Annotated in this window: 24 protein-coding genes, 1 pseudogene and 1 other annotated feature; of the genes and pseudogenes, 8 read left to right on the forward strand and 17 right to left on the reverse strand. The window is 57.8% G+C overall.

What is annotated here, in order from left to right; genetic code table 11:
- Positions 1-320 (forward strand): transposase domain-containing protein (locus tag J6525_RS41435; protein WP_225648978.1); only part of this gene is annotated, 320 nt, incomplete at its 5' end.
- Between the two features lie 298 nt (positions 321-618).
- On the opposite strand, the gene J6525_RS41440 is transcribed toward J6525_RS41435, so the two are convergent.
- The 9 genes from J6525_RS41440 to J6525_RS41480 all read right to left on the reverse strand — a co-directional run bounded on the left by J6525_RS41440 (position 619) and on the right by J6525_RS41480 (position 6,028).
- Positions 619-1,431: a hypothetical protein gene (locus tag J6525_RS41440; protein ID WP_225648979.1), complete on the reverse strand. Its 813-nt coding sequence runs from the start codon at positions 1,429-1,431 to the stop codon at positions 619-621.
- A gap of 74 nt (positions 1,432-1,505) precedes the next feature.
- Positions 1,506-1,739 (reverse strand): hypothetical protein, encoded by a 234-nt coding sequence (locus J6525_RS41445; protein ID WP_225648980.1) that lies wholly within the window; start codon positions 1,737-1,739, stop codon positions 1,506-1,508.
- A gap of 105 nt (positions 1,740-1,844) precedes the next feature.
- A complete protein-coding gene (locus J6525_RS41450; protein ID WP_225648981.1) occupies positions 1,845-2,348 on the reverse strand; it encodes a hypothetical protein in 504 nt (167 codons plus the stop codon).
- A 113-nt stretch (positions 2,349-2,461) separates the two neighbouring features.
- Positions 2,462-3,139: an endonuclease NucS domain-containing protein gene (locus J6525_RS41455; protein WP_225648982.1), complete on the reverse strand. Its 678-nt coding sequence runs from the start codon at positions 3,137-3,139 to the stop codon at positions 2,462-2,464.
- A gap of 45 nt (positions 3,140-3,184) precedes the next feature.
- A complete protein-coding gene (locus J6525_RS41460) occupies positions 3,185-4,105 on the reverse strand; it encodes a CarD family transcriptional regulator (RefSeq protein ID WP_225648983.1) in 921 nt (306 codons plus the stop codon).
- Between the two features lie 134 nt (positions 4,106-4,239).
- On the reverse strand, positions 4,240-4,452 hold the full coding sequence (locus J6525_RS41465; RefSeq protein WP_225648984.1) for a hypothetical protein: 213 nt from the start codon (positions 4,450-4,452) through the stop codon (positions 4,240-4,242).
- Between the two features lie 208 nt (positions 4,453-4,660).
- Complete coding sequence (locus J6525_RS41470; protein ID WP_225648985.1) at positions 4,661-5,245, reverse strand: recombinase family protein; 585 nt, start codon at positions 5,243-5,245, stop codon at positions 4,661-4,663.
- A gap of 27 nt (positions 5,246-5,272) precedes the next feature.
- Positions 5,273-5,548 carry a hypothetical protein gene (locus J6525_RS41475; RefSeq protein ID WP_225648986.1) on the reverse strand — a complete coding sequence of 92 codons (276 nt, stop codon included), beginning with the start codon at positions 5,546-5,548 and terminating at the stop codon, positions 5,273-5,275.
- Between the two features lie 213 nt (positions 5,549-5,761).
- Entirely contained in the window at positions 5,762-6,028 is a 267-nt protein-coding gene (locus J6525_RS41480; RefSeq protein ID WP_225648987.1) for a hypothetical protein, read from the reverse strand.
- Between the two features lie 56 nt (positions 6,029-6,084).
- Here J6525_RS41480 and J6525_RS41485 point away from each other — a divergent pair.
- From J6525_RS41485 to J6525_RS41495, 3 genes and pseudogenes are all read left to right on the forward strand, one after another.
- Positions 6,085-6,301, forward strand: a pseudogene (locus J6525_RS41485) (hypothetical protein); the annotation flags it as partial.
- A 438-nt stretch (positions 6,302-6,739) separates the two neighbouring features.
- Entirely contained in the window at positions 6,740-6,877 is a 138-nt protein-coding gene (locus J6525_RS47360; protein WP_312010055.1) for a hypothetical protein, read from the forward strand.
- 450 nt (positions 6,878-7,327) lie between these two features.
- Positions 7,328-7,534 (forward strand): hypothetical protein, encoded by a 207-nt coding sequence (locus tag J6525_RS41495; protein ID WP_225648988.1) that lies wholly within the window; start codon positions 7,328-7,330, stop codon positions 7,532-7,534.
- A gap of 235 nt (positions 7,535-7,769) precedes the next feature.
- Here J6525_RS41495 and J6525_RS41500 read toward each other — a convergent pair whose 3' ends face one another.
- The 5 genes from J6525_RS41500 to J6525_RS41520 all read right to left on the reverse strand — a co-directional run bounded on the left by J6525_RS41500 (position 7,770) and on the right by J6525_RS41520 (position 11,342).
- The gene (locus J6525_RS41500; protein WP_225648989.1) at positions 7,770-8,234 is read right to left on the reverse strand and encodes a hypothetical protein; all 465 of its coding nucleotides are present in this window, start codon (positions 8,232-8,234) and stop codon (positions 7,770-7,772) included.
- 113 nt (positions 8,235-8,347) lie between these two features.
- Complete coding sequence (locus J6525_RS41505; RefSeq protein ID WP_225648990.1) at positions 8,348-8,905, reverse strand: hypothetical protein; 558 nt, start codon at positions 8,903-8,905, stop codon at positions 8,348-8,350.
- The gene (locus J6525_RS41510) at positions 8,884-9,501 is read right to left on the reverse strand and encodes a hypothetical protein (protein WP_225648991.1); all 618 of its coding nucleotides are present in this window, start codon (positions 9,499-9,501) and stop codon (positions 8,884-8,886) included. The genes J6525_RS41505 and J6525_RS41510 overlap by 22 nt, the downstream gene beginning before the upstream one ends.
- A 206-nt stretch (positions 9,502-9,707) precedes the next feature.
- Positions 9,708-9,827: a hypothetical protein gene (locus J6525_RS47735; RefSeq protein ID WP_376708638.1), complete on the reverse strand. Its 120-nt coding sequence runs from the start codon at positions 9,825-9,827 to the stop codon at positions 9,708-9,710.
- Between the two features lie 1,314 nt (positions 9,828-11,141).
- The gene (locus J6525_RS41520; protein ID WP_225648992.1) at positions 11,142-11,342 is read right to left on the reverse strand and encodes a hypothetical protein; all 201 of its coding nucleotides are present in this window, start codon (positions 11,340-11,342) and stop codon (positions 11,142-11,144) included.
- Between the two features lie 117 nt (positions 11,343-11,459).
- On the opposite strand from J6525_RS41520, the gene J6525_RS41525 reads away from it, so the two are divergent.
- From J6525_RS41525 to J6525_RS41540, 4 genes are read left to right on the forward strand one after another with little or no spacing between them, the layout of a single operon-like run.
- Positions 11,460-11,762 carry a hypothetical protein gene (locus tag J6525_RS41525; RefSeq protein WP_225648993.1) on the forward strand — a complete coding sequence of 101 codons (303 nt, stop codon included), beginning with the start codon at positions 11,460-11,462 and terminating at the stop codon, positions 11,760-11,762.
- 58 nt (positions 11,763-11,820) lie between these two features.
- Positions 11,821-12,663: a hypothetical protein gene (locus J6525_RS41530; RefSeq protein ID WP_225648994.1), complete on the forward strand. Its 843-nt coding sequence runs from the start codon at positions 11,821-11,823 to the stop codon at positions 12,661-12,663.
- Positions 12,660-13,118 (forward strand): hypothetical protein, encoded by a 459-nt coding sequence (locus tag J6525_RS41535; protein ID WP_225648995.1) that lies wholly within the window; start codon positions 12,660-12,662, stop codon positions 13,116-13,118. Before J6525_RS41530 ends, J6525_RS41535 begins: the two co-directional genes overlap by 4 nt.
- A 32-nt stretch (positions 13,119-13,150) precedes the next feature.
- Positions 13,151-13,981, forward strand: coding sequence for a hypothetical protein (locus J6525_RS41540; protein ID WP_225648996.1), 831 nt, complete (start codon positions 13,151-13,153; stop codon positions 13,979-13,981).
- A 166-nt stretch (positions 13,982-14,147) separates the two neighbouring features.
- On the opposite strand, the gene J6525_RS47740 is transcribed toward J6525_RS41540, so the two are convergent.
- From J6525_RS47740 to J6525_RS41555, 3 genes are all read right to left on the reverse strand, one after another.
- A complete protein-coding gene (locus J6525_RS47740; RefSeq protein ID WP_376708639.1) occupies positions 14,148-14,300 on the reverse strand; it encodes a DUF2934 domain-containing protein in 153 nt (50 codons plus the stop codon).
- Positions 14,301-14,326: 26 nt separating this feature from the next.
- The gene (locus J6525_RS47130; RefSeq protein ID WP_225648998.1) at positions 14,327-14,653 is read right to left on the reverse strand and encodes an ATP dependent DNA ligase; all 327 of its coding nucleotides are present in this window, start codon (positions 14,651-14,653) and stop codon (positions 14,327-14,329) included.
- Positions 14,654-14,675: 22 nt separating this feature from the next.
- Positions 14,676-15,943 (reverse strand): IS3 family transposase gene (locus J6525_RS41555; protein ID WP_376708640.1). Its coding sequence is split into 2 segments (ribosomal slippage): positions 14,676-15,652 and positions 15,652-15,943, totalling 1,269 coding nucleotides; the frame shifts between segments, so codons are not numbered across the junction.
- Positions 15,543-15,659: a sequence feature (AL1L pseudoknot), on the reverse strand. Its footprint overlaps the gene before it by 117 nt.
- Positions 15,944-16,320: the final 377 nt, after the last annotated feature.

Raw genomic sequence — 16,320 nt, forward strand, 5'->3', positions numbered from 1 at the left:
GCTGGGACGACTTCGGCCGCTTCCTCGACGATGGCAGGATCTGCTTGACCAACAATTGCGCTGAGCGCGCATTGAGAGGCATCGCCTTGGGAAGGCGCAACTGGACCTTCGCTGGTAGCCAGCGTGGCGCCGACCGTGCCGCCATCATGCTGACGATGATCACGACCTGTCGCCTCAACGACGTCGATCCCAAGGCCTGGCTCGCCGAGGTCCTCGCCCGGATCGCCGATCTTCCCGCGTCGCGCCTGCACGAACTGCTGCCCTGGGAATGGAAGCTCCTGCGCCAGGCCGATAAGCCTGCCGGTCAGCAGGCCGCCTGACCATCACCCAACCGATCATAGAGCTCACTGTGCCCGCGCGCATGCGTCAATCAGGCGGTCTTCGTCGTATGCGTACGCTTCGCGTGCTTGACTTGAATTGGATGTGCCGGACGATCGGTCCTCGGGACATCACCAAGTCGTAACCATGGGCGTCGAATAGAACGCAGCACTTCTACATCTGTAATGCCTTGTCTCCACAGTTCACGAAGTGAGTCTCCAACGAACACGTGTTCAACGATGCGTTCGCGGAGTGAGGAGTGTCGGTAGTGCGCTTTACTGTCCATTGCGGGCACACATCTTAGGGACTTCCGGTGCTGGGCTTAACCGGGGTGGTTGAACGATCCGAAGCAGACTTTGCCGCCGCAACAAGAATTTCAGACAAGACCTTATCGGCATTGCTCGCGTGCGTGAGCAGCAGATCAGATAGCTTCGTGTTTTGGGCCTGGAGTGTTTTTAGTATCTCAGTTCGTTCAGATTGTAGGGATGCTGCTTGAATCCGTAGAGCATCAAGCTCATGATTGACCGCTGAGAAGGCATAATAGCAAATTGTGAGCGCAAGGCCGACGGGGACGAGCAGGGAGGTGTTTGCTATGCCCCATGCCAGGTCAAGCGCTTGTCTGCCCTTCGAGCGCCCAGTCGGCTGGGTATCCGTCACTTTCAGATCCTCGCCAACAACTTTGGCTGGTGTCACGACTTGGATCACGTCAGGCTCGCCGAGTGCCTCTCGAAACGCAAGAGGGGCGTAAATCGTAAGCAGCGATAGGACGAAATCGCGAAGCTCTACACTGTCGATGCCCGTAATATCCAAGATTGGCTTCAGCGATCCATATTCGAGACTTGCGATTCTTAGTTCAATGTCCGCGCTTCGGGGCACTCTCCAGCGGGAGTAGGCGCGTTGAACTTCGTCATTTATGAGCCTCTGCAGAGCTGCGGGAAAACCAACCCGAAAGCGTTGCTCGAACGCTTCAATCTGCGGCCTTGTAGGAGCTGGCACATCGTCAGGGAAAGGTTGATCACGCGAAGCGATGAGAAATCGATGCCAGAATGCCTTCCTCTCCGGGTAGGAGTCTTCCGAATACGTGAGTATGTCGAGTGCAATTTCGATAAACATCCGTCGTCCCCCGAAACCGTTATCTCTTCTAATGCTGTGCGATGAATTGATGGCCCTACCCCGAGGGGCTTACTCTAGTCCAGAGTGGCCGCTCGAATGTCGTGGAGGACTGCGAGAGTCATTTCGTTCACGCCACCCTTTTGGCTCTTCACCATTTCCATGTAGACCCCAAGCGCATCGGGAAACTGGCCCGGTAGCAAAGCGTCGCTCTCCTCAAGGCAGTTGATGAGCACTTGAAATGAAGCGACCATCGCCGCTCCGTAGGCAGCGATGACTTCGCCCTCAGGCGTGAGTTTCCCTTTCGACATTTAGCTCCTCCCTTTCGAGGCGGGAATCATTGACATTGCCACGACAGCGAATCGTGGCCCGATCCCCAGGCTACGTCCGCGATAGTTGCTACTGATGCAATCGCACTAATCGGCCGCTCCCGAAAGGAGTAAGTGTGTGTCCAAGAGGTTCCTTTCTCGGCACTCTTTTCGAACAAGCTTGGAAAGATGAGCTTCGAAAGGCCTTGCCCAATGGCAATTGAGCTCATGTTCGAGTTCATTGTCGAAGCGTATCGGTGACTTCACCGTCACGGGCGCAGTGACGAAATAGTAGAGTGTGAGGCGCTCGCCGATTAGCGCGTCGGTCATGATCCGCTTCCAACGCTGGTCTGTCTTGTCGTTCGCTATTTTTAGATCAGTTTTCTTCCCCGTGTAGCCGCGAAAGCGAACCCGCAAACCACCTCGTGACTCTGCTTTTCCAATCTTTTGAATCCTTGAGCCGTCGTGAGAAAACAGGCAGTAGACGCCGCAATCCTCGGGTAGTGGTGCAGCGTAGAGGTCGCACCATGAAAACCGCGACTGGTCCGGAAGGTATTCGAGTTCAGTGCCATGGCGTTGGAATGCACTCTTCAGTTTTTCGATTGCCGACACAGCCCAAAATCTCCTCTTATTTTCTTCCAGCATCCGACCGTTGGGTACAAGCGTGGGGCGGATCGGAGACCGGAGGCGGAAGCTAATCCAGAGCGGCTGCCCGCGAATGCCGTTTAGTCGGCGGGAGTGAAGCTCAACGAGAACTCGTACTTGAGAAGTTTGAGGCCTACGGTTCTTTTCGACGCAGCCATAATTCGATCAGGAAAGTCGGAAGCGATAAGGAGGACTCTTACTTCTTCGTTCTTCTCATCGCCCAAAGCCTGGGCGTATCCCAGAGCTTGCTCCATGGCACCGGCCGGACACTTCCCCGCCTTCAACTCGATAACGACAAGCTTCCCGTTCGTATCGCGTGCGACAATGTCGATATAGCCTGTAGCAACGCCCAACTCCTTGCCGCCATCGGCCTCGACAAGGCCAGGTTCGATTCTGGAGAGCTGCTTCCTAACCGCCGCTTGCATCTCGCGCTCAATTCCAAACGCTGAACCCGGCGTCTGGTCCGCGTCCGCGATCAGATCATCCTCCGGGGAAACGTCGGGAGACTGTTGTGCAACATGGAATTGAGCGTAGCTGTTCAGAATTGACTTTGCTTGCGAAGGAAAATTGTCGAACGGCGGTCGTGTTTCGGCTGCGGCCCAGGCCAGCGTCTTTTCGACGCCGTCTCGTGCGAGAGCTTCATCAAGCCCCCCGATAAGCCGGTCTATCCGCCCGATGTAGGAAAGGTAGACATTCAGCGTACTCGGCTTTCGAGTCGGGCTGAGATACTCTTTAAATTGCTCGCTTCTGTAGGTCATGACGTGCTGCCTGTGTGTCCGAAAACGACAAGCGAGATAAGAGGATCAGTCGGCACCACTCCTGAGTATGGTGCTGGCGATCAACAGGCTCTCGCACTCCTTGATAGCCTCCTTATTCGTCAAGTTCCGAACAATGGAAGCCTCTCTCGTCAGGCGATCAAGCGCGGCCTCGTAAAGCTGCCTCTCGCTGTACTCCTGTTCTTCGTCTTCGACTCCCCGGTACAGATCGCGCACTACTTCCGCAATTGCGATAATACTTCCTGAATTGATTTTTGCCTCGTATTCTTGTGCCGCCACTGACCACTCCGCCTCTGGCGTATTTGGCGGCTGCGCAAGCGTGCGGTACGCCTTCTGAACTGCGCTGGGATTAGACAACTTGCGCATTCCGACATTGGCGACCTTAGCTGTTGGAACGCGCAGGGTCATCCCATCCTTCATGAAGTTGATGACGAACAACTCAAGCTTGGCTCCTGCAATCTCCTGCTCTTCTATCGCCAAGATTTGTCCAACGCCGTGGGCGGGGTAGACGATGAACTCATTCGCGCGAAATCCTTGTCGCTCAGTAACTCGCGCGCGTGGCGCGGGAGATGGCTCGGCTTTATCGAGGGGACGTAAATCGGGTCGAGAAGCCTCGCTGTTAGTGAGTGCGGTAGGCGCTGTGGAGATCGGCGCTGGCTCGATAGTGGTTTGCGCTGGCCCTCCGCGCCCGATTTCCCGCGCTACACCGCTCTGATGTTCGACTGTTCGGTAGCGAGATTGCTGAGTATTTGCATAGGTTCTAGCTCGCTCATAATCCGCAGCTGAGGAGAGCTGCTTTACCACAGACAGCGCATGGGCAACTCGATCGATCATCTGAGTTGAGGTCCATCTCTGCTCGCTCACGTATGCGAGCAGACCCTCGTCATCTCCGTTGCCTGCTCTCAGCAGCAGCTGAGCGAGTAGGAACTGGCCTGGATCGTTGTTCATCCGGGCCATCTTGCTTATGCCCCACAGCCAATAAATTGCGACAGCTGCTAAACCGACTGCGACTGCGTAAAGCATTGAGTTAGTTCTCTAGAAGGGGAGATGTAAACTAGCCCGCCGTGATTTCGGCGATGCCGCTAAAAGATGAAACCCGCCACGGCCGTGATAATAGTTGCGTAAACAGCGCCAGCGACTATCGAACCCAAGATCGCCATGCCCGGCTCCGCCTTGTAATCCGCGCGAGGGCCGTGCTTGGCCACGTTCACACCATTCATCGCGCCACGGGCAAGCTGCGACAGAATAGTGCAGACAACGAGAGCGATGAAAAAAACGCCCCAAGACCAATTCATTTGACCGCCCCATCGGTTGAACACAGGCAGCAAAGCACGTTTGAGTTAGTTAGAAAACCGGGGAAATGTTGACTGGGAGCCGATATCCAAATTCCGGAATTTTTTACGTCGTGCCGGAGGCCCCACGATCCAAGGCCGCGCGGACGAATTTTGGCCCTACCCCCGGGGGTAGCACCCTAGGGCCGAAGGGATCGCCCCAGCCTTGGCGCTAGTCCGCTTCCACCACGCGCTGCACAACGCTGGTGCCGATGCCGAGCGTGCGGCCGATCCGCAGGATGCCCATGCCGTCCTTCCGCAGGGCCAGGATGCGTTTCTCAACGGCCGGTGCGACGGTGGGGCGGCCTAGCCGGGTGCCGCTGGCCTTCGCCCGGGCCAAGCCAGCGTTGACGCGCTCGCGGATGATGCAGCGTTCGAACTCAGCGAACACGCCGCACATCTGAAACATCGCCCGGCCGGGGGGCGTGGTGGTGTCGAGTGCCTGTTGGTGTAGGTAGAGATTGCAGCCCAACGCCTGTAGTTCATTGAGGAAGCCGACGAGGTCTTGAAGGCTGCGGCCGAGTCGATCAACGGACCACGCCGCGATTAGGTTGATCTTGCGAGCGGTGGCGTCTTTGAGCAGACGATCAAAGCCTGGGCGCTGAGCGCGGCCCTTAGCGCCGCTGATGCCAGCGTCCTGATAGATGCCCACGATGTCCCAGCCCGAGCGGGCGGCAACGGCCTCGAGTTCTCGGCGCTGATTGGCCGTTGTCTGGGTATCGGTGCTAACACGCAAGTAGATGCCGACGCGCTTCATGATGCCCTCCGGGTTGAGGGCAAGATTCTAACGCGATCCATCGGTGGGGTTTTCGGTATGCCCCCGGAATTCAATCACGCGGGCCGAGCGATCCCGCGCGCCTTCTAGCCGAGCCGCGAAGCCCTCGTTCGTGTTGGCGGAGCTAGTGCCTTTCTTCGGATAGAGGAACGGCAACAGCGCAATGGCCGCCCGCATCTGTTTGCCGGTGATCGAGGGATCACCACGCACCGCCCGCATCAACACCTCTTTCGCGTCGGCCTCTAGCAATTGCGGGCTGGGCTCGGGTTCGATCACTTCAATCACTGGCCGCTCCAACATCGATTCAATCGGGGGCCGGAATCTGTAGTCACTCACCTTGCATTCTCCTCTCATCTCGACCCCAAACCACCTGAACCATGGGAGGTTGTTTGAACCATAGGAACCAAGTGAACCATCTGAACCATATGGTTCAAGTCAGTAAGGTCAGGGGATTTCCCTATGGGTTGGTTGGTCGCTGAACCACGTGCTTTAAGTGGTTCAATGTGGTTCATCTGGTTCAGCAGGGTCAGGCCCCGGCAAAGCTCGCTCAGTCATCGGCGGCCTTTCGCTCGGCTGGAGTGCGCAGGCGCATCCCAGCCACGCGCGGGGTTGGCCGTGGCCGCGGGGGCCGGTGACGACGCCTTCGAACCCGGCGACCCCAACGAGCTTCTTCCCGAAATTTCGTTCGTTGGTGAGCTTGGCGAGCGTGATGTGGCCGTGCTGGAAATACCAGCTTTCGAACATGGTGTAGGCCTTCGCCTTCACCACGGTGCCCCCGGGATCAAGCATATTCGCTGGGCTTTGATTGGGATGAGGCGGCGAAGTGGCTAGCCTTCCAAGGACCGGCTCAACCGTCTCCGGCTCTCGGGGATGCCCTCAACGCCGGCTATCGCTATCTCGAGGTGAAGTGCCTGGGCTGCGAGACCCATCAGACGGTCGTCCTCGACATCGTCAGACGCCGAAGTGGACCCGATCCACGAGCTCGAGCGGTACATGCGCTGCAAGCAGTGCTCGCGAGCCAATAGCTACCCGTTCAAAATGCGGTTGATTGCTTCAGCGGCCTACCTTGCCCGTGCGATCTGCTTCGACGGGGACACAGTGGCGAACGAACCAGCTTTCGAACCAAGAAACGGCAACCTTTGGCGCGTCGTATTTTCATTTGGAGCGACCGCAACTGTCGGTATTGGCGCTTACTTCGCCATTCGCTTTTTGATCGGTTTTTAGGCGTCCGAGGAACACTGATCAGGCTTGATTGTTGTGCTGCCGTTATGGCGCCAACCGTCACTGTTCATTTTACCTGTCCCGGCTGCCGCATCGTCTATTCGGCGATCCAGGAACGCAGTGCAACCCATGCGAATACTTCTGGGAGCTTCGATTGCCGGCAATGCGGAATGCTTGTTCATCACTGGGCTGGGCTCTACGACTATAACGAATGGAGAATCGCTTCCCTGCCGACCAAGCAACCCAAGATGAGAAATGAAATACGTGGGTGATCGCCCCTACTCCGACCCTGAGAAGGCTGCGCGCCGGCTCATGGAGCACGCCCGGGCATTCGAGCCCGTGCAGGACGGCCGGATTTACATCGAAAAGATCAACTATCCGATGCTCTACTAGGACAAGGCGACGCCGGCCGAGTATTGGGCCGGGCTTCAGCACGCGATCGGCCAAGGCTGGCTCGAGTACCACGAGAGCGGGACCTTCGTGCGGATGACGCAGTCCGGCAAAGACCTGTTCGCGTGACGAAACGGCCCCAGCGCCCGGGGAGACACTGAGGCCGGCATTCCTAGTGGTTCGTCCAAGTGCTTGGGCAATCGTCAGCACTCGACCTTTCGATAACCAGAATCCAGCACGGCGGTTCCTATCCCGAAAAGAAACGGCCTCGGGACCTCTGGGGGCCGGAGGCCGGTGCTGAGGCCAGTCATCCTGTGATGAATCGGGGACGTGCCCCGAGGATTCAAGGCTAACACCGGTATCAGGAATGGCCACCGACTTCCGGGGGTTGGCGCCCTAAAAAACAAGCCAGTTTGGATTCGCAAACCCCGCCCTGATGCCTATCTTCCGGGCATGCCAATCACCCGCAAGCCGCTCGAAATCCCGCCTGAGGTCGCCCGGCAGTTCGCCGAAAAGATGCGGACCTTCCATGCCGAGGTCGCCCCGCTGAAGCGAGACGGCATCGCCGCGGACACCCGGCACATCCTGCTCGAGCACATGCCCAAGGGAACGAAGCTGCGGCTTGCCGATGTCATCGAGCTGTTCGGGCTGATGCGATGACTGAGCCCGCCTGCATCCTCTGCGACGATACCGGTTGGGTCTGCGAAAACCATCCGGATCAGCCTTGGACGGGCAACCATGCCTGTCGTTGCGGTGGTGCTGGCGCTCCCTGCCCGAAGTGCAACAGGCCAAAACCGGATGAAGAATTTCCGCGGCTGCCACGGGGCTTTCGGAGCATGTTCAGCAGGCGCAATCGCCGGTAGCGCCGCTCGAGACCGCGTACACGGCAAGGTCGTCAATGTACTTTGTTCGCGGGGTCAAGATAGCCGATGATCACTTGGTCTAATGCTGCGCGAACTGCCGTCGTAGCCTCTTGTAGAGTGGCGAGTACCGCCCTGTCGTCGAAAGCCTGCCCCTTACCGAAAATCATAAGGAACACCGGTTGAATAGAGGCCTCCTCTTGCGTGTCAGGCAGGTCGCGCAAGAGAAACGGCTTAGCGACCTTGAGTATGTCCTCATGATCAGGTGCGGTCATGATGATCGATGCGCCGAATCCAAGAACCATCCGAGCGGTGCCTCCTCCAGGAAGGTGCACGTTAATGGCGCCGTCCCCGCCTACAAGCGGGTTCAAAGTTGAACCGGTAAGATTGGCAACTCCTCGCGAAACAATTAAAAGTTGGTGTTTGTCTCGGACATCGAGGGCGTGGAGCCCATGTAGAACCGGGTTGGTGTTTGCGCGCTCTATCGCTTCGACGACCATCGCGCCTTCGATTTCTCGCGTCGTAGGCGCCCCACGCCACCTCCGTCTGCATACTCGGCGGTGTCCCCTGGTCGTCGCTAGGTCCAGCGGGATCTCCCTCGCCCAGATTAAAGCTACGCCGCCGGGCTCGAAATGAGCTGTCCCGACGGCGTCTGTGACGGGGGTCCCTGAAATCCCCCCAGCGAGGTTGGATCTAGCAGGTGACCGCACCGGACATTTGTGAACTGCTTCACAAGGTGCGCCCCGTAAAACCACGGTTGCGTTCCACCGATGGTTGCGGGAAGGTTTGGAAGTAGATTTTTAGAAGATGATTTCAAATGAGTATTTTTGGCGGTTTCGTTCGTCGGACCAGCAAGAGAGCCGCCATCGATAGTCGGGACGCCACCGCCTATACCGCCAACGCCACCGCCGTCCGCTAAATGAAGCATGGGTGCGAGCGAAACTGTGCCGCCATTCGCGAAGTGACGGGAAAGGTAGCTCTGCAGATGTTCACCAGTCGAACGGCCGCTCCAGTCGCCGATCGGGCAACCACTGGCTACATAGGTGTCAGCGTCATCACTGTGACCGAAACGGCCAACGAAGTCCGATTTGTATTTGTTCTTTCTGGGCTTCGCGTTCGCGCCGGCCTTTGATTGTGCCACCGCAGGCTTTACCAGTGGATCATCGAGCAACGGATCGCCTGGCGTGTGCAGGATTCCGTCGATATAGGCGCCGCCGGTGGTCGGATGAATTGGATCGAGTGCGAGCCGGGCCCGAGGGTCTGAGCGTTAGCCAGCGTGCGACCTACGACGCCGGCGTCTCCATCATCGTCGGCATCACCACCATCAGCAAACCGCTTCACTTCCCCGCCGGTTGCAAGTCCCGGTGCACCGGAATTCAGCCAATCAAGATTGGCCCGGCCTAGTTTCTTCGCCGAACTCGCCCTGATGACGTATTCGCCGTCAGAGAGCATCGCCGGGATGCTGTCAGAGCTCGATGTACCCGGACCGCTAATGTGTCCGCCGCCGTCCTTCCTCTGGATCAATCCACCCCATGCGGCCGCCTGTACATTGACGGGTGCCGAACCATCAGCCGCACCCTTGATGTCCGTCGCCGCGTCCTTGATGGCGGCCGCGAGCATCGCAGCAACCTCCCGGAATTCTCCAATGCCACCCTTGGCCGCGTCGCCAGCGTCACCCCGGATGTCACCGGTGGTCGGATCGTCGACCTTGAGGTCTGGTTTGTTGGCGTTGTTCGCGGCCGCCGAGATTGTTTCGAGGACGCGCATCAGGGCCCCAGACAGATCCGCGGTCTGTTGCAACGGTTGAGCCTCGCCACCGAGGAGCCTGTTCGGGCGAGACGAAGGGCGCTGGCGCGGTCGGGCCCGGCGCTATCGGCCAATTGTACTGTTGGGGTCTCTGCGGATATAGTCGCCGCCGGCGGGATCGAACCAGAGCTGGCGCGGGTGCATTTTCTCACTCCTCGGATGGGGGTTTACCGCTGTGGCGCAGCCTTCTTATCTAATGATTCCTGCCAGTCGGGCACTTCGTCCTCATACCTAGCCGCCCGGCGGGGTGCGATCTCGCGCGCCTTGGGGAAGCGGCCAGCATCCATTTCCTTGTAAAGAGTGGCGCGGCTATTCGAACAGCATTTGAGGCTGCTGGCGTCATCTTCCTCGAGGACGGCCAGGCTATCGATGGCGGACCAGGTGTGAGGCTAGCCAAGCGTTGACGACCTAGCCCCTGCTCTACACGATCAGGGGGGAGATGCGTCACAATGGCCAAGCGAACTTCGCACCGAAGCACGCCAAGGACGGCCGACGCCCCAATCACCATCGCAGACCTGGAATGGTGTCTTGACCGATTAGCGTATGCCATGCACGCTCTGGCAAAAGGGCGGAAGTATACCTTCCAATTTTCGAGCGGCTTGAATCAGAACTTGCTGCTGCGAAAGCTAAGGAAGCAATGCTTGAGCGCGCGCGTGCTCGAGCTGCGCGCTGTATGCAAGAGCGAACGATTAAGAAATAGGTCGGCGCCTCCCCGACGCCTTACCAATGAAATTGATCGTAAAACTGCAATGCGATTCTACTTCACGCCGGAATCGCGCTTGTTTCTTTTATAAAGCTCCTGGTCAGCGGCGCTAGCTTGAAACAACGCGGGTGCACCACCCATGCTCAGACTAAAGCCGGGCGCGTGAGGGATGAGTGGGAACGCATGTGCGAGAGCGTCTGTGCAACCCGCTTGGGTGAACTCGCAGCCTATTGTCGCTGGCGGCGGATGTCCCCCGGTGTCCAGACACGATGATTGCGACTTCTTGAAGTAACGCGTTCGTTGCCCGTTCATTGTGGCGGCGCCGGTACCGCATGGCTTGTAGAACGTTCCAACCTGCGTCCGAAGCTGTCGCTCCGCGTAATAATCAATTTCATAGTCTCGGCTCGCGCCTGCCTTTGCCTGTGTCCCGACTACGATTCCGACCATTGCGATACCGAGAAAAAGGAATCTCATGAACGCTCTCCCAATATACGAGCCGTGGCGCATTCGGTTGTGTTCAACAACTCACTCTATCGTGTCGGGGATGGTCTGTCGCCGTATTTTCATGGCGCGGCCCCGCATCTGTGACCCATTTAGATCACGACGGATTGGCCTTCGAGGCCCATGATGTCTGGGCTGCTGGATTCGTCCACTCTCAATTCGAATTTTTGCTCTTTGGGTTTGGCTTGGCCACTTCGTTCAACCATCGCCATCGACAATTTCTGGAGCACCTCCGGAGCGGTGGCTGGGTCCCCGCTGCCGATCTGCCAGATCAGGCAAAGTTAAAACTGACCTTACTTCGCCACGGATGGATTGAAGCCCGAGAGGCCAACGGAAAGGTCAGCTATCGCATTACTGCTGGTGGGCTTGCGGAGATGAGCAAACCAACCAGGCTTCGCTAGAGAAGCGCCCGCTCGACCGCCATGCGCTGCGCACCAACCTCAAGATAGAGCCGCGCCGCCCTGATCGCCATATCGTGGTCTGGCCCGTCCAACAACCGACAGAAGCGCGCTCTGCGCCATTCTTCAATGCAACGCAATCGGCGCTGTGTCACTGCCCGTCCATCCAACAGGCTGGCTTGTTTGAACTCGCTGGTCATTCCCTGCTCCCGGAGGAAGCTTAGCGCGGCGCAACCAACAGGAAAAGACCACTCCAAAGAATAGTTGCCCCATCCCGCCCCCGCGATCTACAGTTGCGGCTTGATTTGGGGATTTCAATGGGTCTATTTCAACGCAAAGAGAGCTGGGAACGAACGTTCCGGCTTACAAGCCGCTACGGCGCGTCAAAGGGCGTCCTCGCCGTCTTCTTTTGGCTGTGGGGCATCGTCGGGCTGTTTTTTAACGCCGGCACGCTGTTCGGGCTCATTGGAAATATCGGCGTCGGGACTTCCGCCTATCTGACAGCAACCTGCCTCGTCTGGATTGGCGGCAGGTGCTGTTTGGCATCGGCGCCCTACTCGCTCACACAGATTTTGATGGCGAACGGCCGAGTGAGGCGGACTACGGCGACGTGCGGGTGACGCGGTAGAAGCTAAGCAAAGTCCGTGCGCTAACACGATCTCATAGGTTTTACGAATAGTGGGTGAAGCAAAGCTCAGAATGCGGACGTTCGCGGAGATGTTGGCCAACAGCAAGGGCTGCATCTACTGCGCCGGCCAGAACACAGCCACAACAATCGAGCACATGCCACCTAGAGCGGCCTTCGTAGGAAAGCAACGCCCAAAGGGGCTGGAGTTTCCGGCTTGTGAGGCCTGCAATACCAACACCAAATCATCGGACCTTGTTGCGTCGATGTTAGCCCGTCTGTGGCCCGACAGTACCACCGATATCCAGCAACGAGATATCAGAAAGTTGCTGAGCGCCGTCGCCAACAATATCCCGGAGCTGCTGCGTGAGATGGAGCTTCGACGCGGAGCGGAGAAGCTTGCCCGCAAGCGTCATAATCTACCAGCCGATACTCATCCGCTGCATGTCGGGCCGCTGCTGAATGCTCATCTTGAAACCTTTGCGGCGAAGATGGGATTTGCGCTTCACTACGAGGTCTACGGCACGCCAATCCCGATGGATGGCGGCGTTCAGCCGATGTGGTTCTCAAACGTTCAGGCTCTCAACGATCAAATTCCCAACGAACTATTCGAGATGCTTCCCTCACCTTCGACCCTTCGACAAGGTCGCAAAAATGTTGAAGGACAATTCCTTTACTCCTACGCATTGGCCGAACGCGGACACATGCTCTATTTCGCGACGTTCAATAAATCCTTTGCTATCGCTGGCGTCACAGCCAACGATAGATCGGTCAATCTAGAAAAGCATAAGGATAGGTTCCCAATCGTCTTGCCTGGGCAATTCAGGACTATGAACGCAAAGGTAGTCGGAGCGCTTACTCCAGCCAACGTAAGCATGGAGGTATCAGACAATTGAGTGAACACGAGACGCTCTACAAACTTCATAATGATATCGGAGATAAGTACGTCTATTTTCTATTGGCGGCATCAGGCACTTCAATTGCATTTGCCGTTACGCAAACCCAGACCGCAACGTTGTCGTGGTCAAAGGTGCCCCTAGCGATAGCCGTGATTTGTTGGGCGCTCAGTTTCTTTGCGGGTTGCCGACATATCCAAGAATGGCGAAACATCGTAAATCAGAACTATGACTATCTCCGGATCAGGGCCGGGATTCATCCAGAATTCCCGCCAGCAGCCGCCGAGATCATCAAGCGTTTCATGGACGAAAGCGCGAAATCGTCGGGCAAATGGGCCTTGTGGCAGTTTCGTTCTCTGATCGCGGGCGCCTTTTTCTATATTCTCTGGCACGGGGTAGAAATGGCGCTGAGGACACCGACGACTGGTATCCAACTGCCCCTAGGATATTCCTGATCACAATTTACAATGCGTTAAAGCTGTCGCACATGATTGACGTCAAGAAGATCATCGAGACTATCGAAGAGCTTCTCGCAGATGGCTCCCCACAGAGCAGCACTTATGCTGCCTTAGAGTGCCGGCTCGCGATCGAGAAGGTTTGTTACGACCGACTGCGCACGGCTCACGATTACATCTCACAGCATGATTTGGTTCGATACCGTCCCCACGACGTCGTAAAGACACTGATCGCCGAGGTTGATGAAAACGCCGCGTCAGGCCTGACGCTGAGTATGACGCGACAGCCCTCCGATGCATATGCAACGCCGCTAGAGGAGATACCGGATGCTGAATGGATTCAAATCGGCACGCAAGCCGGTTTCGACCCGCGAAAGCTCGGTAGCTATTGGCAATCTCTTTCCAATCTAGCTCTTCACGCTAGAGTCCCAAAGAGCAAGGACGATGACATTCCAGCTTACGGTGATGCGGAGAAGATCAGACGGCATGTTGTCGAAGTTGTCGCCGAGTTGAGGAAAATTGCGACTGGAACGATGTTAACCTCTGGGCTTGGCGAGGAGGTAAGTTTCGAATGTGCGTGTGGCAGGCTCAACAGGAGACGATCCAAGCTCCTCAGGAGCGGACAGATCGTGAGTTGCGTCGGCGTTGATTGCAAGGAAAGCTACAGTGTCAGCACCGAGAGCACTGATTTCTACTTTACTCGGCGATTGCTTGGTATCCCGTGTCAGTGCGGTGCGCGAATGGAAGTTCCTGCGCGCATAGCCGAAAATCTCAAACGCCACGAAACTCTGAATATCGAATGCCTAGATTGTAGTGAACGAATGCAGTTGACGTGGCGACTGGCGCGAACGTCGCTGACCTAAGCCATCGGTAGCAGTCTTGTGTGGCTTGGATCCCCTTACGGCCTCCGCTCTGGTGCCGGGCGGGACCTCGTTGAGCACTCCGCCCACGTCCGGCTCTTCAATCCCTTCGTCAAATGGGGCAATTCGGATTCGTCACAGCGTATCAGGGGTGCGCAAAGGTGAGCCTTTATCCTCGTTCCGCAGCTCCTGCTCCCTGCTCCGTCAGACGCCAAAACTCCTCGTCCCGCCCTTCCGGTTTACCGGCCTGCTCCCAGAGCTGATAGGCACGCGCTGCTACTACTTCGTCAGTCCGACTATTCATAGGATTTCTCCAGACCATTCAACGGATGGGAGCTTCATGCGTTCCTACTTCTTGGACAGTCCCTTGAACGAACTCGCCCGTAGCAGCCCTTCTGACGTAATGTCGCGGTACTCGATGTCGGCAACGAACGATGGTTCGACCCAGGCCGCCTTCGGCTTCTTCACCGGTTTGGTGAGCTTTGACTTCGGGCTGACCATGGTATCAAGAGCTTTGCGGATCTGGGCTGACGTGGCCCGATTCCAGCCGGTCCCCACCTTCCCCATGTAGCGCAACTCCCTCCCCTCCTGTTTCCCCGGGTAGAGGGCGGCGACGCCAGTGTGGTCCTTGATGAAGCCGATGACCGGAAACTTCTCCCGCTGAACCGTCTTCACCTTCCGCCAAGCCTCGTTCCGGTCAGAGCGGTACGGTGCGTCCGCTCGCTTGGAGACGATGAACCGCCCCGGGTTTGCCGGAGGCAATTTGGTTTAAGTTATGCCGCCATGGCCGATTGTTCCAGCATGGCGTAGTAGCGTTGCTCGGCTCCAAGAGCCTTCGGTTGTTGAACCGGTCCACCCATTCCAAGGTCGCGAACTCGACGGCCTCGAAGCTGCGCCATGGCCCGCGCCGATGGATCACTTCGGCCTTGTAGAGACCGTTGATGGTTTCGGCGAGAGCGTTGTCATAGGAATCCCCGACGCTGCCGACAGATGGCTCGACGCCAGCTTCGGCCAGGCGTTCGGTGTACTTGATGGATACGTATTGGCTGCCCCTGTCGCTGTGGAGCACGAGCCCTCCGCGATGGACCGGCCGTCGATCGTGTAGGGGCTGCTCCAGCGCATCGAGCACGAAGCCTGCATGCGCCGTGCGCGAGGCCCGCCAACCCACGATCCTGCGGGCATAGGCATCGATGACGAAGGCGACGTAAACGAAGCCGCTCCAGGTGAAGTCGGAGAGCCAAAGGACGTTCGGCCTTGGACCCTTGAACTGGCGGTTGACATGATCCAGCGGGCATGGCGCGGCCTTGTCGCTGATCGTGGTCTTGACGGATTTACCGCAAATCACCCCTTGCAAACCCATGTCCCGCATCAGTCGCGACAACGTGCAACGGGCAACGTCGAAGCCTTCGCGCTTGAGCTGGCGCCAGACCTTGCGAGCGCCGTAGACGGAGAAGTTCTGATCGAAGACACGCCGAACCTCGATCTTCAGCGCAGCGTTCTGCCTGGCGCGCGCCGACAGCTTGGCCGGATCGCGCCGCTTGGCCACATAGGCGTGGTAGGTCGAGGGGGCGATCGGCAAGACCTTGCAGATCGGCTCGACCCCATGCGTCCCACGGTGATCGTCGATAAAGGCGATCATGGCTTGGACCGGCGGTCGAGCTCCGCCATCGCAAAATAGGCACTTGCCTTGCGCAGGATCTCGTTGGCTTGCCGAAGCTCATGGTTCTCCCGTTCCAGGGCCTTCAGCTTCTCGGCCATCTCAGTCGGAACGCCGGCCCGCTGACCGCTGTCGACTTCGGCCTTCTTGACCCAGTCATACAGCGTCTGCGGCGTGCAGCCGATCTTGGCCGCAATCGAGGTCACGGCCGCCCAACGCGAGGGATGCTCGCTGGCGTGATCCAGAACCATCCGGACCGCTCGATCGCGGACCTCAGGCGAAAACTTGTTCGTCGTCTTGCTTGTCATGGCTCCATCCTCTCAGGAGTTGGAGCCTCCGGCAAACCCGGGGCGGTTCAGCCCGTACGCTTCCAATCCGGTCGCGTCCGAAGCGCGACCAGTTACTGCGGATGATCTGACCGGAACGGGACGGGTGTCGGCCGGACTTCTGTGCCGCCGCGACTGGCTGCGCAATGAAGAGCCGCGCCCGCTGCGACGTGGATGATCAGATGCCGCTGGGCCGGAAACGAATCTCACGATCCTCAGCCATCTCCGACCTCGGCAATGTTTGATAGATCGCGGAAAGTCAGTGACTTGCGTGCAGCGCGCACATTGCTGGCCAGGCGAGCACCTTGCGCGGCAGGCGGAAAACTCCAAACAACACAACAAACCGACCGAGGCGCAAT

The organism is Bradyrhizobium australafricanum, from assembly GCF_020329495.1.
Lineage (GTDB): Bacteria > Pseudomonadota > Alphaproteobacteria > Rhizobiales > Xanthobacteraceae > Bradyrhizobium > Bradyrhizobium australafricanum.